The sequence below is a fragment of the Pseudomonas sp. HMSC08G10 genome (genome assembly GCF_001808425.1).
GTDB classification, from domain to species: Bacteria; Pseudomonadota; Gammaproteobacteria; order Pseudomonadales; family Pseudomonadaceae; genus Aquipseudomonas; species Aquipseudomonas guariconensis.
Genome location: NZ_KV793321.1, coordinates 1 through 19201 on the forward strand (window position 1 = coordinate 1; position 19201 = coordinate 19201).

Consider the following 19201-nt stretch of genomic DNA (forward strand, 5'->3'; position numbering starts at 1 on the left):
CCGCGCGGCAGGATCAGGCAATCGACCGGCAGTAATGGCCTAACGTCGCGCGAGGGCGGGGCACTAACCTTGGCAGCCTGGTTTTTCCGTCCGCATGCTTCAAGGAGATCGTTCATGACCCAGCCACAACCGGTCACTCACCTGGCTTTCATCCGTGCCAGCAGCGGTCGTTCGGCGGAACTGGGCGCGCGTCTGCGCGACCTGCTGGAGCCTTCGCTGCGTACACCGGGTTGCCTGAGTTTCACCGTACAGCGGTCCCAGGCCGACGACGACCTGTGGTTGCTCAGCGGCAGCTGGAGCGATCAGCAAGCCATGAGCGGCTACTTCGCTTCGCCGACCCTCGAGGTGTTTGGCGAGCTGGTGCAGGCCCAGGTGGTGAGCAGCCTGGACCTGCATACGTTTGCCTGATGTGTATGCATGGGCTTTTTGCGGGCAAACCTGCTCCTACAGAGGCGTGAAGCCTCATCCGTGATTGAGGGGTAGAATGGCGGCCCTCGTTTTTTGGATGCGGATTTGCAGCATGGCACGTAGAGAGTTTTCCCACTTCGAAGCCGTTTCGGCGATGGTCCCTGTGCAAGGCGGTGGTTACAACGCGGCCATCGCCGTGAAAGCCTTGGGTATGGGCGGCGCGCCGCGCTTTCACAAGGTGCTCGATGGCCAGGTGTTTCAGAGTGCAGTGGCGGCCGACGAGGCCGCCTGTGCCGAACTCGCACGCCTGCAAGGCGTGGGCGAGGAAGGCGAACTCATTTTCTGATCAGACCTGCGGGCGGGCCATCTTGAACAGATTGCCCAGCTCGAAGTAGTCCGCTGGGCCTCCTCCCCGCAGGATCGGCTCGGCGGCGGCGGTGTCGTAGATGCCATCCTTGAGCAGATGCTCGGCGATGTGCACGGCCACGACTTCCCCCAGGATCAGCCAACTGGGCACCAGCGCCTGGTCGGCTCGCTTGAGCTGCACGATCTGGCTCACCTTGCATTCGAAGGCCACCGGGCTTTCGCCTACTCGAGGTACGCCGACGATGCGCGATGCCATCGGCGTCAGACCGCTCAATTCGAACTCATCGACATCCGCGGCTACCGCCGCGCAGCTTTGGTTCATCGGCTCGGCCAGTGTTCGGGTGGCCAGGTTCCAAACGAATTCGCCGGTCTGCTCGATGTTGTTCAGGCTGTCTTTGCGCCCAACGCTGCAGAAACCGATGATCGGTGGAATGTAGTTGAAGGCGTTGAAGAAACTGTAAGGCGCCAAATTGAGGCGGCCTTGCTGGTCCTGGGAAGAGATCCAGCCGATAGGGCGAGGGCCAACGATGGCATTGAACGGGTCGTGGGGCAGGCCATGGCCTTTGGCGGGTTCGTAGTAGTACATCTGCGCAAGGCCCGTGGGCCCTTTCCTTGTTGTGGACGAGGTGCCTAGTGTGCCAAGGCTCCAGCCCGCTGGAAATGATCAAGCCCGGCCGAAGCCGGGCTGGGCGCTCGCATCGGATCAGCTGATGCGGTGGGCATTGGTACGGTCGAAGCCGTCTTCAGCGAAGCGCTGTGCGCCGGTGCGGTCGTAGCCATCTTCGGCGAAGCGCTGTGCGCCGGTGCGGTCGTAGCCATCTTCAGCGAAGCGCTGTGCGCCGGTGCGGTCGTAGCCATCTTCAGCGAAGCGTTGTGCGCCGGTGCGGTCGTAGCCATCTTCTGCGTAAGTTGCCGATTGGGTCTGGGCGGCGGCGAAGCTGTGGGCGCTGGTACGGTCGAAACCGTCTTCGGCGAATGCACCGGTAGCCAGTGCCGACAGAGCCAGGGTCAGGATCAGTTTGCTTTTCATGGTCGTTGCTCCAGTGAGATTCGCGGGTTGTTTGTTTCTATGGGTTTAATGCTACGCCGATTAATTTGATAAAAAAGCGCAAAAAATCACGCATAAAAATCGATTTAATCGATGTGTTTGGGCGCATGTTCGCTGTTTAAAACGACAGAGAGGCCCGTGAGACAGGCGCTAGGGGCGGTGGCCTATCCACGGTTCAAGGATGCGGGAGGGGAATTAATCCCGAGTTAAATGAAACCTTCGATGAACGAACGCTTTTTTCATGCTTCACGAACCGTTTTTTCAAACCCGCCCGCTCAGCATCGCGCCCACTCAACCCAGGAGCGGCAAACAATGAATAAACTGGACCCATATCCCAGGCGTGGCGCTGTTCTGGATCGCATTTGTCCTGACCCGCCCATTCGGCGCGACCTTGGGCGACTTCCTGACAAAACCGCACGAAAAAGGCGGGATGGACTTCGGTACGGTGGGCTCTTCGGCGGTGCTCGGCGGCATCTTGCTGGTGCTGATCCTGATGGCGTCGTTCTACAACCGTGAACCGCGTCGAGAGTTGGAGGCTTCCTGACGGCTGTCACTGTCAGCGGCGTATGCGGTTCACCGCTCATCCGAACCATGAAAAAGGGGCGCTCCGTCAGCCGGAGCGCCCCTTTTCAATTACCGCGTGAGCAGGATCAGTCAGTCGTGATCCGCGAATGCTTGGCGGTGTCTTTCATGGTCGCGTAGACCAGCAGCGAGCAGGCGATGCAGCCGGTGACGTACCAGTAGAAGCCGGTTTCCATGCCGTTGCTCTTGAACCACAGGGCCACGTACTCGGCGGTGCCGCCGAAGATCGAGACGGTCAGGGCGTAGGGCAGGCCGACGCCCAGGGCGCGGATCTCGGTGGGGAACAGCTCGGCTTTGACCACGGCGTTGATGGAGGTGTAGCCACTGACGATGATCAGCGCCGCCATGATCAGGAAGAAAGCGCCCCACCAGGTCTGCACGGTGTGCAGGGTGCTGAGGATCGGTACGGTGAACAAGGTTCCGAGCACGCCGAAGGCGATCAGGATCGGACGACGACCGATCTTGTCGGAGAGTCCACCGATCACCGGTTGCAGGCACATGAACAGGAACAGAGTGGCCGCCGAGATGGTGGTCGAGTCGCTGATGCTCATGCCTACGGTGTTGACCAGGTACTTCTGCATGTAGGTGGTGTAGGTATAGAAGGCCAGGGTGCCGCCCATGGTCAGGCCGACCACGGTGAGCAGTTCCTTGGGATGGCGCAGCAGGGTGCGCATCAGGCTTTCCTTGGACTTTTCCTTCTTGGTGAAGGAGCTGGTCTCCTCCATGCCGCGACGCAGGTACAGGGCGACCACGGCGCACAGCGCGCCGATCACGAAGGGCACGCGCCAACCCCAGGCATACAGCTGTTCGGTGGTGAGCGTCTGTTGCAGGATGATCAGCACCGCCAGGGCGATGAGCTGACCGGAGATCAGGGTCACGTATTGGAAGCTTGAGAAGAAGCCGCGGCGATCCTTGCTGGCCATTTCGCTGAGGTAGGTGGCCGAGGTGCCGTACTCACCGCCGACCGACAGGCCTTGCATCAGGCGCGCCAGGACCAGCAGGATCGGCGCGGCGACGCCGATGGTCTCGTAGCCAGGGGTCAGGGCGATGACCAGGGAGCCTGCGCACATCAGCAGGACCGAGGCCATCAGCGCGGCCTTGCGGCCCTTGCGGTCGGCATACAGGCCCATCAGCCAGCCACCGATCGGGCGCATCAGAAAGCCCACGGCGAAGATGGCGGCGGTGTTGAGCAGTTGTGCGGTGGTATCGCCGGCCGGGAAGAAGGCCTTGGCGAAGTACAGTGAGAACGCCGCATAGACGTACCAGTCGTACCATTCGACCATGTTGCCGATGGAACCACTGAAAATCGACTTGAGACGGCTTGCGGTGGTTTTTTCCGTGGCGGGCGCAATGGCCGCCCCGGTGGGCAGGGTGCTGGCGTTATCCATCAGGGGATACCTTCTCGTTGTTTTTGTGGAGCGCGCAGGTCAGCGCTTGAGAAGGGTTTTGCAGAAGCTATGCCAAAGGCGTGCACTGCCGGGCCTGAATGCCCCATCGCGGCGCACGACCATTCCATAACCCGCGAATCCAAAGGCCCTGCAGGCGCAACGTCGCCACGCGATGGGCTGCGTAGCCGCGCACTTCAATACTTTCGATAAGCGGATTTTTGCTCATTGGTCACAATGGCTAGGCAAAAAACCGCTTATTAGCGCTCGAGAAAATCGTCCCGCACCAGCCCATGACGCTGCATCTTTTCGTTGAGTGTCCGCCGAGGCAGTTGTAAGGCCTCCATCACGGCCTTGATCTCACCCTTGTACTGTCGCAGCGCGGCGCGCAGGCACTGTGCCTCGAACGCCTCCATCTGGCCGGCGAGCGATTGCCCTGCGGCGCTGGCCTCGACGCTCGGCGCGCCCAGCCCCAGGGCGTGGCGCTCGGCGGCATTGGCCAGCTCGCGCACATTGCCTGGCCAGTCATGGGCCAGCAGTTGCGCTAACTGCCCACCGCTCACCGGCGGGGCCGTGCGGCCCAGGCGCTCGGCGGCAGCGCGGGCAAAGTGTTCGAACAACAGGGGGATGTCCTCGCGCCGTTCGCGCAGTGGTGCCAGGCGCAGTTCGGCGACGTTCAGACGGTACGCCAGATCTTCGCGAAAGCGTCCGGCGCGGGCTTCTTCGAGCAGGTCCGGTTTGGTGGCGGCGATAATGCGCAGGTCGACACTGATGCTCTGGTTGGCGCCCAGGCGCTCCAGCTTCTGCTCCTGAATCACCCGCAGTAGTTTGGCCTGCTGGGCCAGGGGCATGCTCTCGATCTCATCGAGAAACACGGTTCCCCCGTTGGCATATTCCAGCTTGCCGATGCGCTTGCCCTGGGCGCCGGTGAAGGCGCCACTCTCATGGCCGAACAGCTCGGCCTCGAACAGCGTTTCAGGAATCGCCGCGCAGTTGAGGGCGACGAAGGGCTTGTCGGCGCGCGGACCGAAGTCGTGCAGGCAACGCGCCACACGTTCCTTGCCGCTGCCGGTTTCGCCGCGGATCAACACGTTGACCGGCAGGCTGGCCAGGTCCAGCACCTGCCGGCGCAGGCTCTGCAAGCCTTGGGACATGCCCAGCAGGGTGTTTTCCAGGCGCGCCTTGAGATCGGCCTGCTGGTGCAGGCGACGGTTCTCCAGCACCAACTGGCGTTTCTCCAGGGCGCGGCGCAGGCTGCCGAGCAGGGTCTGCGGCGTAAAGGGTTTTTCCAGAAAGTCATAGGCGCCGTTGCGCATGGCCTCGACGGCCATGGGCACGTCGCCATGGCCGGTGAGCAGGATCACCGGAAGGTCCGGGTCCAGTGCCTGCAGCCGTTCGAGCAGTTGCAAGCCATCGATGCCAGGCATGCGCACATCGCTGACGATCACACCTGGGAAGTGTTCCGGCAACTGGGCCAGACACTCTTCGGCGCGGGCGAACAGTTGCACGCTAAACCCCGAAAGGCTCAGCCACTGCTGCACCGCGGTGCGGATGCTGGCTTCATCATCGACGACGATCACCGAATTCAACATACAGGCTCCAGGTCGCGGGGCAAGGTAAGGCTCAGGCGGGCGCCACCGGGCAGGTTTTCGGCCTGCAACTGGCCGCCGGCCTCGTGGACGATGCCATAGGAGATCGCCAGGCCCAGGCCGAGCCCTTCGCCGACCGGTTTGGTGGTGAAGAACGGATCGAAGATTCGGGCCAGATCCGCCTGGGGGATACCGCCGCCGGAGTCCAGCACGCTCAGGCGCCACTGACCATCATCGGCTTCGATTCGGATCTCCAGGCGTTTGTAACGCTTGTCGGCCATGGCGTCGAGGGCATTGCGCAACAGGTTGATCAACACTTGCTCGAGGCGGATCGCATCGCCCCTGACCCACGCGGGGCGCGCCAGGTACAGCGCCACTTCGACGCCCTCGCCACGGATGCGGGCATCGAGCAGGTGCAACGCTTGGTCGACCACGGTGGCCAGGTCCAGGCGCTCGCGTAGCCCGCCGGGGCTGTTGCGGGCAAAGGTCTTGAGATGGCCGGTCAGCGCCGCCATGCGCGTGAGCATCTGCTCCAGCGGCTCCAGGGCCTGCCGCGCCTCGTCGTAGCGACCGTGGTCGAGCAGCAGGCGCAGGGTCTCCAGCTGCATGCGCTGGGTGGTCAGGGGCTGGTTGATTTCATGGGCCAGGGCCGCCGACATTTGCCCCAGGGCCGCAAGCTTGGCTGACTGCACCAGGCCCTCTTGGGCGGTGCGCAGTTCGCGGGTGCGCTCTTCGACCAGGCGCTTGAGTTCGTTGCGGCTGCGCTGGCGCAGGCGTGCCAGGCGCAGGCGCTGGCTGACGAACAGTGCGGCGAACACCAGGCTCAGCCAGATCGCCGCCGCGGTCAGGGCGGCGTTGCGTCCGTCGGCGCTGACCTGGGGCTTACGCAGCAGATGCAAGGTCCAGCCTTCTGCCTCCAGCGGCAGGCTTTCCCACAGGTAGTCGACGCTTCCATCCGGGCCTTGCACGCGGCTCAAATGGCTGTTGGCGCCGAAGTCGGTCAGCACCTGATGCTGCAGGGGGACCAAGGGTTGCTTGTCGTACTGGCGGGTCTCGGCAAGCTCGGCGCGGTCGGCGGGGGAAATCGGCTGTAGCTCACGGTAGCGCCAGCCGTCCTGGTTGGCGATGAAAGTGATGCCTCGGGCATCGCTGACCAACAGGATGTCGCTGCCTTGGCGCCATTCGCGCTCAAGTTCGGGGAACTCCAGTTTAACCACCATGGCGCCGAGGAAGCGTCCCTGTTCGTCGGTGACCGCGTTGGCCAGGAAGTAGCCTGGTACGCCACTGGTGACACCGACCGCGTAGAAGCGACCGCTGCCGTGGCTGCGGGTCTGCTTGAAATAGGGGCGAAAGCCGTAGTTGGAGCCGACATAGGTCGTCGGCAGGCGCCAGTTGCTGGCCGCGATGGCCAAGCCCGTGCGATCGAGCAACTCCAGGGTGGAGGAGTTGGCGGCGCCGTTGATGCGTTCGAGCTTGCGGTTCAGGGCGTCCTGCATCTGTTCGGTGACCGGGCCGCGCAAGGCCGCGATCAGCTCCGGGTCCAGCGCCAGTACGGCGGGCAGGGCACGGTAGCGCTCGATCAGGGTGTGCAGGGCATTGGCGTAGAGGGTCAGTTGCTGGCTGGCCCGACGTGCGTCGGTCTCCATCGACTGGCGCTTGGCCTGGTGCATCGCCCAGCCAGCGCTGAGCGCGGTGCCGATGACTATCACCAGGACGATCAGGGCCAGACGCAAGGTTCGGAAGGAAAATAGCATGCGGCTGATCCTTGGCCTGTGCTGGGTGTGTTTAAGGTTTTTCACGCAGACTGTGGGCGCGGGTAAACCCACGCCCACAGGGCTGTGCTTAGGGCGCAACCCTGTGGGCGGAAGTTGTCACAGCAACTCGAAGCTCTGCTGCTGCACAGCCTCGGAGTCGAGGCCGACCTGGACATTGAACTGCCCCGGCTCTGCGACCCGTTGCAACTGGCCATTGTAGAACTTCAGATCATCCTCGCTGATGCGGAAGGTCAAGGTGCGCGATTCGCCAGCCTTGAGCATCAGTTTCTGGAAGTTTTTCAGTTCTTTGACCGGGCGGCTCATGGAAGCGCTGACATCCTGAACGTAGAGCTGGACCACGGTTTCGCCGTCGCGCTTGCCGGTGTTCTTCACCGTCACCTTGGCCTCCAGCGTGCCGCCACGCTTGAGCTGCTGGCTGCCCAGCGACAGGCCGGACAGTTCGAAGCTGCTATAGCTCAGGCCATAGCCGAACGGGTAGAGCGGGCCGTTGGGCTCCTCGAAGTACTGCGAGGTGTAGTTGCCTGGCTTGCCCGGTGTGTATGGCCGGCCGATGCGCATGTGGTTGTAGTACATCGGGATTTGCCCGACCGAACGCGGGAAGGTGATCGCCAGCTTGCCGGACGGGTTGTAGTCGCCGAACAGCACATCGGCGATCGCGTTGCCGCCTTCGGTGCCGCTGAACCAGGTTTCCAGCAATGCGTCGGCCTGCTCACGCTCCCAGGCCAGCGACAGCGGGCGGCCGTTCATCAGCACCAGTACCAAAGGCTTGCCGGTGGCCTTCAGCGCCTTGATCAGGTCGCGCTGCACCGCCGGGATTTCCAGGGTGGTACGGCTGGAGGATTCGTGGGACATGCCGCGAGACTCGCCGACCACCGCCACCACCACATCCGATTGTTTGGCGGCCTTGACCGCTTCGTCGATCAGCACAGCGGCTGGACGCGGGTCGTCGACGATCTCGGGCGCGGCGAAGTTGAGGAAGTTCAGGTAGTCGAAGATGGCCTTGTCGCCGGTGATGTTCGAGCCTTTGGCGTAAAGCAGCTTGGCCTTGCCCTCCAAGGCGCGGCGCAGGCCTTCGCGCACGGTCACCGAGTGTTCCGGTTTGCCGTCGGCGGCCCAGCTGCCCATCATGTCGATTGGTGCATCGGCCAGAGGGCCGACCAAGGCAATGGTGCCGGCCTTCTTCAGAGGCAGGGTCTGGTTGCGGTTTTCCAGCAGGACCAGGCTGCGGCGTGCCACGTCACGGGCGGCTTCGCGGTGCAGGCGGCTTTCAGCGTAGTAATCCTTGACGTCGTTTTCGGCCTTGCCGATGCGCACGTACGGGTCTTTGAACAGGCCCATGTCGTACTTGGCGCCCAGCACTTCGCGCACGGCCTGGTTCAGTTCGGCCTGGGTCACTTCACCGGACTTGAGCAGGCCGGGCAGTTCCTCGCCGTAGAGCGTGTCATTCATGCTCATGTCGATACCGGCCTTGATGGCCAGCTTGGCGGCTTCACGACCGTCCTGGGCCACGCCGTGGCGGATCAGTTCCTGGATGGCGCCGTGGTCGCTGATGGTCACACCCTTGAAGCCCCACTCCTTGCGCAGCAGGTCGTTCATCAGCCAGGTGTTGGAGGTGGCCGGCACGCCATTGATCGAGTTCAGTGCGACCATAACGCCACCGGCGCCGGCCTCCAGGCTGGCGCGGTAGGGCGGCAGGTAGTCGTTGTACATCTTCGGCAGGCTCATATCGACTGTGTTGTAGTCGCGCCCGCCTTCCACCGCGCCGTACAGGGCGAAGTGCTTGACGATGGCCATGATGCTGTCGGGTTCGGCCGGGCTGGTGCCCTGGAATGCCTTGACCATCACCTGGCCGATTTTCGAAGTGAGATAGGTGTCCTCACCGAAGCCCTCGCTGGTGCGGCCCCAGCGCGGGTCGCGGGCGATATCGACCATCGGGCCGAAGGTCATGTCCAGGGAGTCGGCGGCCGCCTCGATCGCCGAGGTGCGGCCGACCTTGGCAATGGCGTCCATGTCCCAAGTCGCCGCCAGGCCCAGGCCGATCGGGAAAATGGTGCGCTCGCCATGGATGGTGTCGTAGGCGAAGAACATCGGAATCTTCAGGCGGCTGCGCATGGCGGCGTCCTGCATCGGCCGGTTCTCGGGGGCCGTGCGCGAGTTGAAGGTGCCGCCGATGCGTCCGGCGGCGATTTCTTCACGGATCTTCTCGCGGGGCATTTCCGGGCCGATGCTGATCAGGCGCAACTGGCCGATCTTCTCGGCCTCGGTCATCTGGCCGATCAGGTGTTCGATGAACGCCTGCTTGTCCTGCAGCGGCGGTGCGGAGGTGGCGGCCAGGGCCGCCTGACTGGCAAGGCCCATGGCCAGGCCCAGCAAAGACAGTTTCATCATGAATTCCATTGTCGTGGCCCCTTGCCGTATCCAGGGGGATACGTGCACGGCCGGAGTTTTTCTTGGCGGCTATTGTTGTACAGTTCGCCGGGCTTCACTTGGCTGATCGGCCCTGCCTGGTCCAATGCAGCGGCGGATTATGCCTTATATGGCGGGCATCATGAGATACACTTCCCGCCGACCGGCTGTCGGGACAACAACAATAAGAACGATCGAGAGACCCATGGCATGACTGTCTTCAACGAATACGAGCAGCGCCAGATTGCCGAGGCCATCGCTCGGGCCGAGCAACGCACCGATGCGGAACTGGTGACCGTGCTGGCGCGCCGCGCGGACGATTACGCCTACCTGCCCCTGCTATGGGCCGCGCTGCTGGCTTTGGCCATACCGGGCCTGGCGCACATGGCCCTGGGGTGGCCTGATTTGCGCAGCCTGTTGGTGGTCCAGGTAGTGACGTTCGTCGGCCTGTGCCTGCTGCTGCGCAATCCACGTCTGGCCAGCCGCCTGGTCCCGCGCCTGTTGCGTCAGCGCCGCGCCTCGGGCCTGGCGCGGCAACAGTTTCTCGAGCTCAACTTGCAACACACCGCCGGTGCTACCGGGGTGCTGATCTTCGTCAGCGAGGCCGAGCGACATGTGGAGATCCTGGTCGACGAGGGCATTGCCCGGCATCTGCCCGAGCAGCCGTGGGATGCCATCATCGCCCGCTTTACCGAGCAGGTGTGCCAAGGCCAGACCCTGCAGGGCTTCGTCGACTGCATCGAAGCCTGTGGCGAGCTGCTCAGCGAACACGTACCGCCGACCTTCGCGCGCAACGAGCTGCCCAACCGCCTGGTGATCCTGGACTGAGCCGCGTCCATCGATTAAAGCTTCGCGCTGGCCGGGCATCGACGTAAAATGCCGGCCATTGCGCGCTGCGCGCCCCCCGCGATTCGAGGCACCCACTTTCCATGTCCGCCACTCCCTCCGCTACCACCGCGCCGGATGCGCGTGCCCAGTTCCTGGCTTTGCTGGCCGATGCCTTGCAGGCCGGTACCCTGGTCAAGCTGGTGCTGGCGCGCCATGTCGGCGTTGACCAGACCCTTCAGCGGATCATCGCCAAGCCTTTACAGGTCAAGGGCCAGGACTGCCTGTCGCTGGTCTACCGCCACCAGACCCGTGACATTACCCGCAACCTGCCGCTGGAGCAGGCCCAGACGCTGGTGGCCGAGCTGTTGCCCGAGAGTTTTCGCAATGCCCATCTGTTCACCGCTGAGGGCGAGGTGCAGCTGGGTTTCAGCAAAAAGGGCAAGCCGATGCTCCAGCGCCACATCGCCCAACCTGCCCGTGAACAGGCTGCCACTACCCATGATCGGGAGAAGAAGCGCTACCTGGAGCTGTCGCGGCCGTTCTTGCGCGATCTGGGAGTGACCGATGCCCAGGGCGCGTTGATTCCGTCCATGTCGCGCAAGTGGAAGCAGATCAACAAGTTCATCGAGGTCTTCGACCACGCCCTGGCCAGCGCACCCCTGACCATGGACCAGCCGCTACGGGTGGCGGATTTCGGTTCGGGCAAGGGTTACCTGACCTTCGCCATGCACGACTACCTGCGCAACAGCCTGGCGCGTGAAGCCCTGGTGACCGGTGTCGAGCTGCGCCAGGACATGGTCGACCTGTGCAACGCCGCTGCCGCGCGGCTGGAGCACCCTGGTCTTGAGTTCCAGTGCGGCGACGTGCGCAGCGTGGTGCCCGAGGCCATCGAGGTGATGATCGCGCTGCACGCCTGCGACATTGCCACCGACTACGCCATCCATACCGGCATCCGCTGTAACGCCGCGATCATCATGTGCTCGCCGTGCTGTCACAAGCAGATCCGCCCGCAATTGCACAGCCCAGGCCTGCTCCAGCCGATGTTGCAGTACGGCCTGCACCTCGGCCAGCAGGCCGAGATGCTCACCGACAGCCTGCGCGCCCTTTACCTCGAGGCCTGCGGCTACGAGACCAAGGTGTTCGAGTTCATCTCCCTGGAGCACACCAACAAGAACAAGATGATTCTGGCGGTCAAGCGCCGGCAGGCGGGGGAAAACACCGCATTGCTGGCCAAGATCGAGCAGCTAAAGGCGTTCTATGGCGTGAAGGAGCATTGCCTGGAGACGTTGTTGCGTCAGGATGGGTTGCTCGCCGCTTGACCTATTTTGGGCTGTGCAGCAGCCCATGACAGGTGGAGCATTCATCTGGGCCGGGCGTGTTCTGCCGGCCCCACGATGGCCAACGCCGGGTTACCCAGCGGGTGGCTGGCGGCATCGAAGAAGTGCACGGCCGTTCCTGGCAGGTCGGCGAAGCGCTGCATGAAATGCTGCTTCTGATTGATGATCGACGCTTCGCTCAAGGGGCGGATGGCGATCGACAGGTGCGTGGGGCGGGCTTGGCGAATGGCCTCGAGCAGGTGCTGATCGCTGGCGTCCAGGTGCTGGCCGAACAGGCATAGGCCCTCGCGTTCCCCGGCCAGTTGGCCCAACCCCCACGACAGGTAGTCCGAGGCGCGGATGGCGCGCAGTTTTTCTTCGCTGCGGCTCTCGTTGACGAACAGCGGCACTTCCCCCGGAATGTTCACGGCAAAGCCTTCGAGCAGCTCGGCGCATTCGGCGCTGCGCTGGCGTGTGGTGCCATCGGGGAGTTTGAGCAGGTGCAGCCCGCCGTGCAGATGAACGATGCGGATGCCTTCGGTCGCGGTGCGGCGCACATCGAAGAAGCCCTGCTCGTCGAACAGCGTGGCGAAGCCTTCCGGCGCCTGATTGACAGCCCAAGGCAGGAGCAGGTCGTAGTTGCTGGTGTAGACGTTGCGGTAGCTGCGCAGTGCCTGGTTGATCGTCGCCAAGGTGTCGCTCGGCACGCGCGTCCAGGGCAGGTGCACGGCGCGCGTGGCGTGGATCAGGGCTTCCTTGATCGAGTAGTAGCGGTTCAGTGGCGCGGTGGAGTTGATGGCCAGTGCGGCATTAGCGCGTACCGTGGTGTTCAGGGTGCTGAGCACCGGCTCGAACAGCTCGGTACCCAGGGACTTGAACAGCGCCTGGTCGCTTACGCCCAAGGCCTTGTGACGGACCCGCTGGGCCTCCTCGAACAGCGAGAAATAGCCGAACGGCTTCCACACGGCACGGCTGGCGCCGTTGCCCACCAGCAGGGCGGTGCAGGGCTGGCGGTCATTGAGCGCCTGCCAGGAGGGCAGGTGGGCATCGAGAGAAGGCATGGCATGTCCATTGGGCAAGGCGAGGAACGCGGGGACTTTAGCATGCCGCAGCCTTGATGCGGGACGCGCACCGCGCTTGCCTAGGCCAGGCCTCCCCAGCGCGTGCCTGCTCGTGACCGGGCCAGGGACTGCTTACGGTTCGAGTGCGGGCTGTCGGCGTGTGCGGTTGCGCCACACCCGATACGCCCGAATCCCTGCACGCACCGAGCCGAACAGCAGCTTTTCTTCCATTTCCCGCGCCATGCCTGAACGCACCAGCATACGCAGGAAGTTGCCACGGGCGCGGGCGATGGCGAAGTAGATACCTTGGGCGGCGAGGGTGTCGCGCACTTCGCGCAGGGCAGCGACGCCGCTGACGTCGATGCTGGTCACCGCCTCGGCGTCAAACAGTACGGCCTGGGGCTTGCTCTCACCTTGGACGGCGTCGAGCAGGCGCATCTTGAAGTAGTCGGCGTTGAAAAACAGGATCGCGTCGTCGAAGCGATACACCACAAGGCCCGGCACCGTCCGCGCTTCCGGGTGATGGCGAACGTCGACCTGGCCCTCGACGCCGGGCAGCCAGCCAAGGACGGCGTCGGTGGGCTGATAGATGCTGTACAGCAGGCGCAGGATCGCCAGGGTCACGGCGAAGATGATTCCCGGCAGCACGCCCAGGCTGAGGACGCCGGCGGTGGTGAGCAGGCATAGCCAGAACTCGAAGCGGCTGAGCTTGTGGATCTTGCCCAGGGATTTCACATCGATCAGCCCCCAGCCGGCCATCAACAAGACGGCGCCCAGGGCCGCCTGGGGAATCCACGCCATGGGAGCGGTGAAGAACAGCAGAATCAAGGCGATCACCAGCGCGGCGATGATGCCGACCAGTTGGCTCTTGCCTCCGACCATGTCGTTGACCGCCGTGCGTGAGTCGGCGCCGCTGATGGCAAAGCCCTGGGACATCCCCGCCGCCAGGTTGCTCACGCCGAGGGCAACGAACTCGTGGTTGGCATTGATCGCGTAGCCGTGGCGGGCAGCAAAGCTGCGAGCGGTGAGCATCGCGCTGCAGAAACTGACGGTGGCGATGCCTAGGGCGTCGCGCAACAGGCTTTTGGTTTCCGCCAGGGTGCTTTGCGGCCATGCCAGCTCCGGAATGCCCGCTGGCACCGGGCCGAGAATGGCGACGCCGAAGCGGTCGAGGCCGAGCAGGCCGGCCAGCAACGTGAATACCGCCACGGTCACCAGCGCTGCCGGCAAGCGGGGGTAGCGTTGCGGCAGCCAGACCAGCAGGCCCAGGCCGACCAGGCCGATGGCCAGGGTCAGCCAGTGGATCTCGCCCAGGCGCTGGAGAAAGTTGATCAGGCTGAGGATGAAACCGTCGCCTTGGATCTTGAACCCCACCACCTTGCTCATCTGCCCGGCGATCAGGCTCAGTCCGATACCGTTGAGGTAGCCGATCAGGATGGGACGCGAGAAGAAGCTGGCGATGAAGCCCGCCCGCGCAACGCCGGCGGCGATCAGCATTACGCCGACCAGCACCGTGACGATCACCGAAAGCTCGGCGATGCGATGCGGATCGCCCATCGCCAGTGGGGCGACGGCGCCGGCGATCATGGCGCAAGTAGCGGCGTCCGGGCCGACCATGAGTTGGCGGGAGCTGCCGACCAGGGCATAGACGATCATCGGCAGCACGCAGGCGTATAGCCCGTACTGGGGTGGCAGGCCGACGATCTGGGCGTAGGCGATGGCAATGGGGATCTGGATCGCGGCCACCGAAAGGCCGGCCTGAAGGTCAGCGTGGAGCCACTCACGGCGGTAGTGCAGCAGGTTGGCCAAGCCCGGTAGCCAGCGGGAGAGAAACATGCACGCGTCCTTGGAAATGTTTCGGGGTGCTGATCAGCATAAGTGTCCTGAGGCCGCTTCGCTTGCGAGCCCACGGACAGCATTCAAGCTGATCGGGTCGATGATGGCTATGGGCTAGGTCAAGAACAGCGGGGATTGGGCAGCGAAGGGGAGGTTCACAATCCCGGAAACTGGCGGAGCCTGCGATGGATAGCGGCCTTTGGATTGTCCAGGACTACGTAAATACGAACAGGCGCGCCTCGCGATGGGCGATGGGGACTTGTATTGATAAGGGCTGGATCGGCGCGGGTTGCGCCTAGAGGAAAGTGGAGCGGGTAGAGGGAATCGAACCCTCCTCGATAGCTTGGGAAGCTATAGTTTTACCAATAAACTATACCCGCTTCAGAAGCCGACATTTTTACCAGAACACGCCAGTCATGAGAAGCCCGGCCGTGCAAAAAGGCCTGTCGGCGACGTGTAGCCCGGGGCACTACAAGGGCTAGACGTCGCCGAACCACTCAGATAGCCAGTGCATGCTGCCCCTGTACGTAGTGACTGCGTTGACGGGGTTGGCGCAGCGTCGGGTTGAGGAAGCCAAGCATCGCGGCCCGGGTGTCCTCGCACGCGCTCTTGTGCTCGATATCCAGGAAGTGACCGGCATCGCGGATCACGCTGAAATGGCTCTGGCCCACGTGCTGGCTGAAATGCCGCGCATCCTCGACGGTGGTGTACTCGTCACGGTCGCCATTGATGAACAGCACTGGGATGTCGATGTTGCGCGCCGATTTCAGGGCTCGTTCCAGATCGTGATCCAGCACCTGGTTGATGTGGAAGTGCATCTGCGCGTACTCATGGCTGTCCAGGCTGCTCACATGGCGGTAGTTGAAGCGCTTGAACAACGACGGCAGGTACTTGCCGATGGTGTCGTTGACCAGGTTGCCCACCTGGTAGCGGTCGCAGGCGGCCAGGTACTGGCAACCGCGCGCCAGATAGTCGCGCATTGGCTCGTTGATGATCGGCGAGAACGAACTGACCACGGCCTTCTTCACCCGGCTCGGCTGGTGCGCCAGCGCCAGCAGGGCACAGGCACCGCCCCAGGAGAACGACATCACATGGTCGGCCTGGAAGTGCTCGATCAGCTCCAGGAGAATGTGCGCCTCGGTCTCCTTGGTGATCAGCCGTTCCTGATGGTTGTGCGGCTTGGACTTGCCAGCATAGGGCTGGTCGTACAACACAACGTTGAAATGCGGGTGCAGGCTGCGCACCGTCTGGGCGAAAGAGGCCGTTGTGGCCAGCGATCCGTTGATCAGGATGATCGTCTTCTCTGCTGCTTCCGCGCGATAGAACTCCGTGTAAACCCGATACTGACCTTGGATATCAAGCACAGCGATTTCTGGCCTCATGTCATCGACTCCTGGCGCAAAAAGGGTATTCGCGTGACCTAGGGTGCACGTTGTTTATGACAGGTAGGCATACGCCTGGAAGAGAAACCGGGAGCCCTTGTGTCGATCCATGGCACGGTCGTCGACGGTATTTGTTCTAGGTGGGCGGTTTGCCGTGCCCCAGGGCATCGAGACCCTGGGTGACCGGCAAAAGGCGTCTTGGACTGCAATCGTGACCGATGAGTCACATGCGGACCGACGAGTTTGATTCAAGCAGCAGGGTGGCGATCTCGCAAGTGCCGTTCAGGGGGATGGCACGAGAAAAACAACGGGATGAACCTGTCTATACCGCTCTATGCAGGGGCCCACCTGCGCAGAGGCTTCGAGGTTCAGACCGAGGCGATCTCTTCGGCCGTCAGTTCACGATACTCACCCGGAGCCAAAGCAGGATCCAGGCCAATGCAGCCCATTCGCTCCCGGTGCAGCCCCACCACCTTGTTGTCGAAGTGCCCGAACATGCGCTTGACCTGGTGATAGCGGCCTTCGACGATTGCCAGCCGCGCCCGGCGCGGTCCGAGAATGTCCAGTTGCGCGGGGAGGGTGGTGAGGTCCTCGAAGGCGAAGTAGAAGCCTTCGCGGAACTTGGCCACGTAGTGCTCGCCGATCTCGTCTTCGGTCTGGACGTGATAGATCTTCGGCAGCTTGGTCTTGGGCTGGGTCAGGCGCCGCGACCATTGACCGTCATTGGTCAGGATCATCAACCCAGTGGTGTTGTAGTCCAGGCGGCCAGCGATGTGCAGGTCTTCACGCAGTTCGGCCGGCAACAGGTCGAGCACGGTAGGGTGTTGCGGATCCTGGGTGGCGCTGACGCAGCCGCTGGGCTTGTGCAACATGAGGTAGCGCGCCGGGCGACCGGCTTGGAGTACTTGCTCGTCCACTTCGACCCGGCTGAATTCGCGTACCTCCTGGCGCGGGTCGGTGGCAACCACGCCATCGACGCGCACGCGCCGTTGCACCAGCAGCAGGCGGACCTGCTGGCGGTTGTAGCAGGGCAAGTTGGTGAGAAAACGATCAAGACGCATGGCACTAAGCGGTTCGAAAAAGGGCTAGCGGTTGGGCGCTGATTGCGCGGCCTTGAGCTGGTCATCGACCTTGGCGCATCGAGGACACAGGCAAGCCTTGTTGCGCAATTCGTCGGGCAGCGCCCTGAGCGCGGCCGGATCGATGGTGACGGTGAAACACCAGCAGGGCTGCGTGGCGAGGCGTGGGTCGGCCAGGCTGCACTGATTCAGGGCGCCACAGGCCGGGCAGCGCTGTTTGTCGTTCATGTCGGATCCAGACGTCTATGAAGCAGGCATTCTACCGGTTATGGCGACAGGGTGTTTCCGGCTGTCGGCAACCTGTTTCAATTCATTGCGAAAATGGCACTGCACCCGGGCGCAACGGTCTTATTCGGTGTCGATGAACGTATTGCCATCGATGCTCGCCAGCGCCGCTGTGCCGGGCACTCCCGCGGTCCAGGAGGCCGCCATGTACCTACGAATTCTGCTGATCGCCTTGTTGGCACTCCTCACCAGCGCCTGCGTCCCTTACTACGAGGATGGAGGTTACTACCGCTCGGGTTACTACCGCTCGGACTACTACTCAAGCGACCGCGACTATTATCCGGGCTATTACCGTCAGGATCGTTACTACATCACCCAGCCGCGCTACTACCAGAGCGCGCCTCGCTACTATCAACCCGCACCTCGTTATTACCGCCCGGCGCCCACGCCCCACTATCGGCCTTACCCGGGGCATCAGGTGAATCAATGGCATGGCAATCCGCGCAACGACTATGGCAACCGTCATCGCTATGACTATGGGCGGGACCGGGACCGTCATGACTATCGCAACGACAATCGCCGGCCGCAGAACGACCGTTGGCATTCCAATGGTCGAGGCGACAACAATCGTCGTCATGATGGCAGGCACGGGGACGACGGTCGTAACTGGCGGCGTTGATCACCGGGCTTGAGCCCGGTCTGCCTGTCGGAGCGGCGCTCACTCCAGATCAGCCAGGGGATGGCGCCCCTCCCAGACCTTGGCGAAATGCGCCTCGACCACCGCCGCTGGCACTTGGGCGATGTCCGGCCAGTGCCAGCGCGGCTGGTTGTCCTTGTCCAGCAAACGGGCACGCACCCCTTCACTGAACTCCGGGTGACGGCAGCAGTTCAGGCTCATGGTGAATTCCATCTGGAACACCTGGGCCAGCGACAGGTATTTGGCCCGGCGGATCTGCTCCCACACCAAGTGCGCGGTCAGCGGACAGCCCTCGTGCAAGCGTCGGCCGGCCTCGGCCAGTAGTGGGTCTGCATGACGGCTCAGGTCGGATAACGCCCGCCAGGCGGCAGCAGGGTCGGCTACGTCGAGCAGCTCGTCGATCGATGCCCGGCGCGGCAACCACTGGGCTTCGGGCAGGTCGGCGCAGGCTCGGTGCTGTTCGGCCTTGAGCAGACTGTTCAGCTGCAGGGCGGTTTGCTCCTGCCAATTCAGTTGCAGCAGTTCCTCGATTAGGGCTTCTTGCTGATGCTCGCCCAGCAGGCGATCAGCCAGGCCAAGGTCCAGGGCGTCGCGGGCATTGATCGGCGCGCCAGTCAGCCCAAGGAACAGGCCGAGCTTGCCGGGCAGGCGGGAAAGGAACCAGCTGGCGCCGACGTCCGGATACAGCCCGATGCTGATTTCCGGCATGGCCAGCCGACTGCTGGGAGTGACGATGCGGATGCCCGCGGCCTGCAGAAGGCCCATCCCCCCGCCGAGCACGTGGCCATGCCCCCAGCACAGCAAGGGCTTGGGATAGGTGTGCAGGCGATAATCGAGCCGGTACTCGGCGGCGAAAAAGGTGGCCGCCAGGGGCGGGACGCTGCCGGGGTGGTCGCGGCAGGCCTGAACCAGCGCACGTACATCGCCGCCGGCACAGAACGCCTTGGGCCCGCTGCCGCGCAGCAGCACGCAGACGATGCCCGGATCGTTGGCCCAAGCGCGCAGGCGCTCATCGAGGACCTCGATCATAGGCAGGCTCAGGGCATTGAGCGCCTTGGGCGCATCCAGGGTGGCGATGCCGATGCGCGCGCCATCGGCGCCTGTGAGTACCTCGCATTGAATGGACATGGGCGACCTCGTGTAGTCATCGCACAAGTATGGACCCCACAGACGATCATGGCGGTCGTCGGTCGGATCGATTGACAAGGCCGGGCGGCT

Annotated in this window: 17 protein-coding genes, 1 tRNA gene and 1 pseudogene; 6 read left to right on the top strand and 13 right to left on the bottom strand. The window is 63.3% G+C overall.

Annotated elements, in window-relative coordinates; translation table 11 throughout:
- Window positions 1-114 precede the first annotated feature (114 nt).
- Together HMPREF3173_RS17225 and HMPREF3173_RS17230 are read left to right on the top strand one after the other, a co-directional pair.
- On the top strand, window positions 115-408 hold the full coding sequence (locus HMPREF3173_RS17225; RefSeq protein WP_043206432.1) for a putative quinol monooxygenase: 294 nt from the start codon (window positions 115-117) through the stop codon (window positions 406-408).
- Between the two features lie 112 nt (window positions 409-520).
- Window positions 521-754, top strand: coding sequence for a hypothetical protein (locus tag HMPREF3173_RS17230; RefSeq protein WP_139146868.1), 234 nt, complete (start codon window positions 521-523; stop codon window positions 752-754).
- On the opposite strand, the gene HMPREF3173_RS17235 is transcribed toward HMPREF3173_RS17230, so the two are convergent.
- Both HMPREF3173_RS17235 and HMPREF3173_RS17240 read right to left on the bottom strand, forming a co-directional pair.
- Window positions 755-1360, bottom strand: a complete 606-nt coding sequence (locus HMPREF3173_RS17235) for a flavin reductase family protein (RefSeq protein ID WP_070574825.1) — start codon at window positions 1358-1360, stop codon at window positions 755-757.
- Between the two features lie 117 nt (window positions 1361-1477).
- Window positions 1478-1804 (bottom strand): hypothetical protein, encoded by a 327-nt coding sequence (locus tag HMPREF3173_RS17240; RefSeq protein WP_070574827.1) that lies wholly within the window; start codon window positions 1802-1804, stop codon window positions 1478-1480.
- A gap of 340 nt (window positions 1805-2144) precedes the next feature.
- On the opposite strand from HMPREF3173_RS17240, the pseudogene HMPREF3173_RS17245 reads away from it, so the two are divergent.
- A pseudogene (locus HMPREF3173_RS17245) lies at window positions 2145-2366 on the top strand (hypothetical protein); the annotation flags it as partial.
- 106 nt (window positions 2367-2472) lie between these two features.
- Here HMPREF3173_RS17245 and HMPREF3173_RS17250 read toward each other — a convergent pair.
- The 4 genes from HMPREF3173_RS17250 to bglX form a co-directional block, all read right to left on the bottom strand.
- Window positions 2473-3792: an MFS transporter gene (locus tag HMPREF3173_RS17250; RefSeq protein ID WP_070093800.1), complete on the bottom strand. Its 1320-nt coding sequence runs from the start codon at window positions 3790-3792 to the stop codon at window positions 2473-2475.
- A gap of 257 nt (window positions 3793-4049) precedes the next feature.
- On the bottom strand, window positions 4050-5381 hold the full coding sequence (locus HMPREF3173_RS17255; protein WP_070574834.1) for a sigma-54-dependent transcriptional regulator: 1332 nt from the start codon (window positions 5379-5381) through the stop codon (window positions 4050-4052).
- On the bottom strand, window positions 5375-7132 hold the full coding sequence (locus HMPREF3173_RS17260) for an ATP-binding protein (RefSeq protein WP_070574837.1): 1758 nt from the start codon (window positions 7130-7132) through the stop codon (window positions 5375-5377). The genes HMPREF3173_RS17255 and HMPREF3173_RS17260 overlap by 7 nt, the downstream gene beginning before the upstream one ends.
- A gap of 117 nt (window positions 7133-7249) precedes the next feature.
- Complete coding sequence (gene bglX, locus HMPREF3173_RS17265) at window positions 7250-9541, bottom strand: beta-glucosidase BglX (RefSeq protein ID WP_070575133.1); 2292 nt, start codon at window positions 9539-9541, stop codon at window positions 7250-7252.
- Between the two features lie 228 nt (window positions 9542-9769).
- On the opposite strand from bglX, the gene HMPREF3173_RS17270 reads away from it, so the two are divergent.
- Both HMPREF3173_RS17270 and HMPREF3173_RS17275 read left to right on the top strand, forming a co-directional pair.
- The gene (locus tag HMPREF3173_RS17270) at window positions 9770-10387 is read left to right on the top strand and encodes a TPM domain-containing protein (RefSeq protein WP_070574840.1); all 618 of its coding nucleotides are present in this window, start codon (window positions 9770-9772) and stop codon (window positions 10385-10387) included.
- Window positions 10388-10488: 101 nt separating this feature from the next.
- Complete coding sequence (locus tag HMPREF3173_RS17275; protein WP_070574843.1) at window positions 10489-11706, top strand: class I SAM-dependent methyltransferase; 1218 nt, start codon at window positions 10489-10491, stop codon at window positions 11704-11706.
- Window positions 11707-11747: 41 nt separating this feature from the next.
- Here HMPREF3173_RS17275 and HMPREF3173_RS17280 read toward each other — a convergent pair whose 3' ends face one another.
- The 6 genes from HMPREF3173_RS17280 to HMPREF3173_RS17305 all read right to left on the bottom strand — a co-directional run bounded on the left by HMPREF3173_RS17280 (window position 11748) and on the right by HMPREF3173_RS17305 (window position 17289).
- The gene (locus HMPREF3173_RS17280; RefSeq protein WP_070574847.1) at window positions 11748-12764 is read right to left on the bottom strand and encodes a DUF4917 family protein; all 1017 of its coding nucleotides are present in this window, start codon (window positions 12762-12764) and stop codon (window positions 11748-11750) included.
- A 132-nt stretch (window positions 12765-12896) separates the two neighbouring features.
- Window positions 12897-14600, bottom strand: a complete 1704-nt coding sequence (locus tag HMPREF3173_RS17285) for a SulP family inorganic anion transporter (protein WP_070574850.1) — start codon at window positions 14598-14600, stop codon at window positions 12897-12899.
- 306 nt (window positions 14601-14906) lie between these two features.
- Window positions 14907-14980, bottom strand: a tRNA-Gly gene (locus HMPREF3173_RS17290).
- Between the two features lie 117 nt (window positions 14981-15097).
- On the bottom strand, window positions 15098-15982 hold the full coding sequence (locus tag HMPREF3173_RS17295) for an alpha/beta fold hydrolase (RefSeq protein ID WP_070574855.1): 885 nt from the start codon (window positions 15980-15982) through the stop codon (window positions 15098-15100).
- Between the two features lie 368 nt (window positions 15983-16350).
- Window positions 16351-17043 carry a pseudouridine synthase gene (locus tag HMPREF3173_RS17300; RefSeq protein ID WP_070574858.1) on the bottom strand — a complete coding sequence of 231 codons (693 nt, stop codon included), beginning with the start codon at window positions 17041-17043 and terminating at the stop codon, window positions 16351-16353.
- Between the two features lie 24 nt (window positions 17044-17067).
- On the bottom strand, window positions 17068-17289 hold the full coding sequence (locus tag HMPREF3173_RS17305) for a cysteine-rich CWC family protein (protein ID WP_070574861.1): 222 nt from the start codon (window positions 17287-17289) through the stop codon (window positions 17068-17070).
- Between the two features lie 202 nt (window positions 17290-17491).
- Here HMPREF3173_RS17305 and HMPREF3173_RS17310 point away from each other — a divergent pair, with 202 nt between their 5' ends.
- A complete protein-coding gene (locus HMPREF3173_RS17310; RefSeq protein ID WP_070574864.1) occupies window positions 17492-17965 on the top strand; it encodes a hypothetical protein in 474 nt (157 codons plus the stop codon).
- 39 nt (window positions 17966-18004) lie between these two features.
- Here the strand turns inward: HMPREF3173_RS17310 and HMPREF3173_RS17315 are convergent, their stop codons facing one another.
- Window positions 18005-19111, bottom strand: a complete 1107-nt coding sequence (locus HMPREF3173_RS17315) for an enoyl-CoA hydratase/isomerase family protein (protein WP_070574867.1) — start codon at window positions 19109-19111, stop codon at window positions 18005-18007.
- Between the last annotated feature and the right edge of the window lie 90 nt (window positions 19112-19201).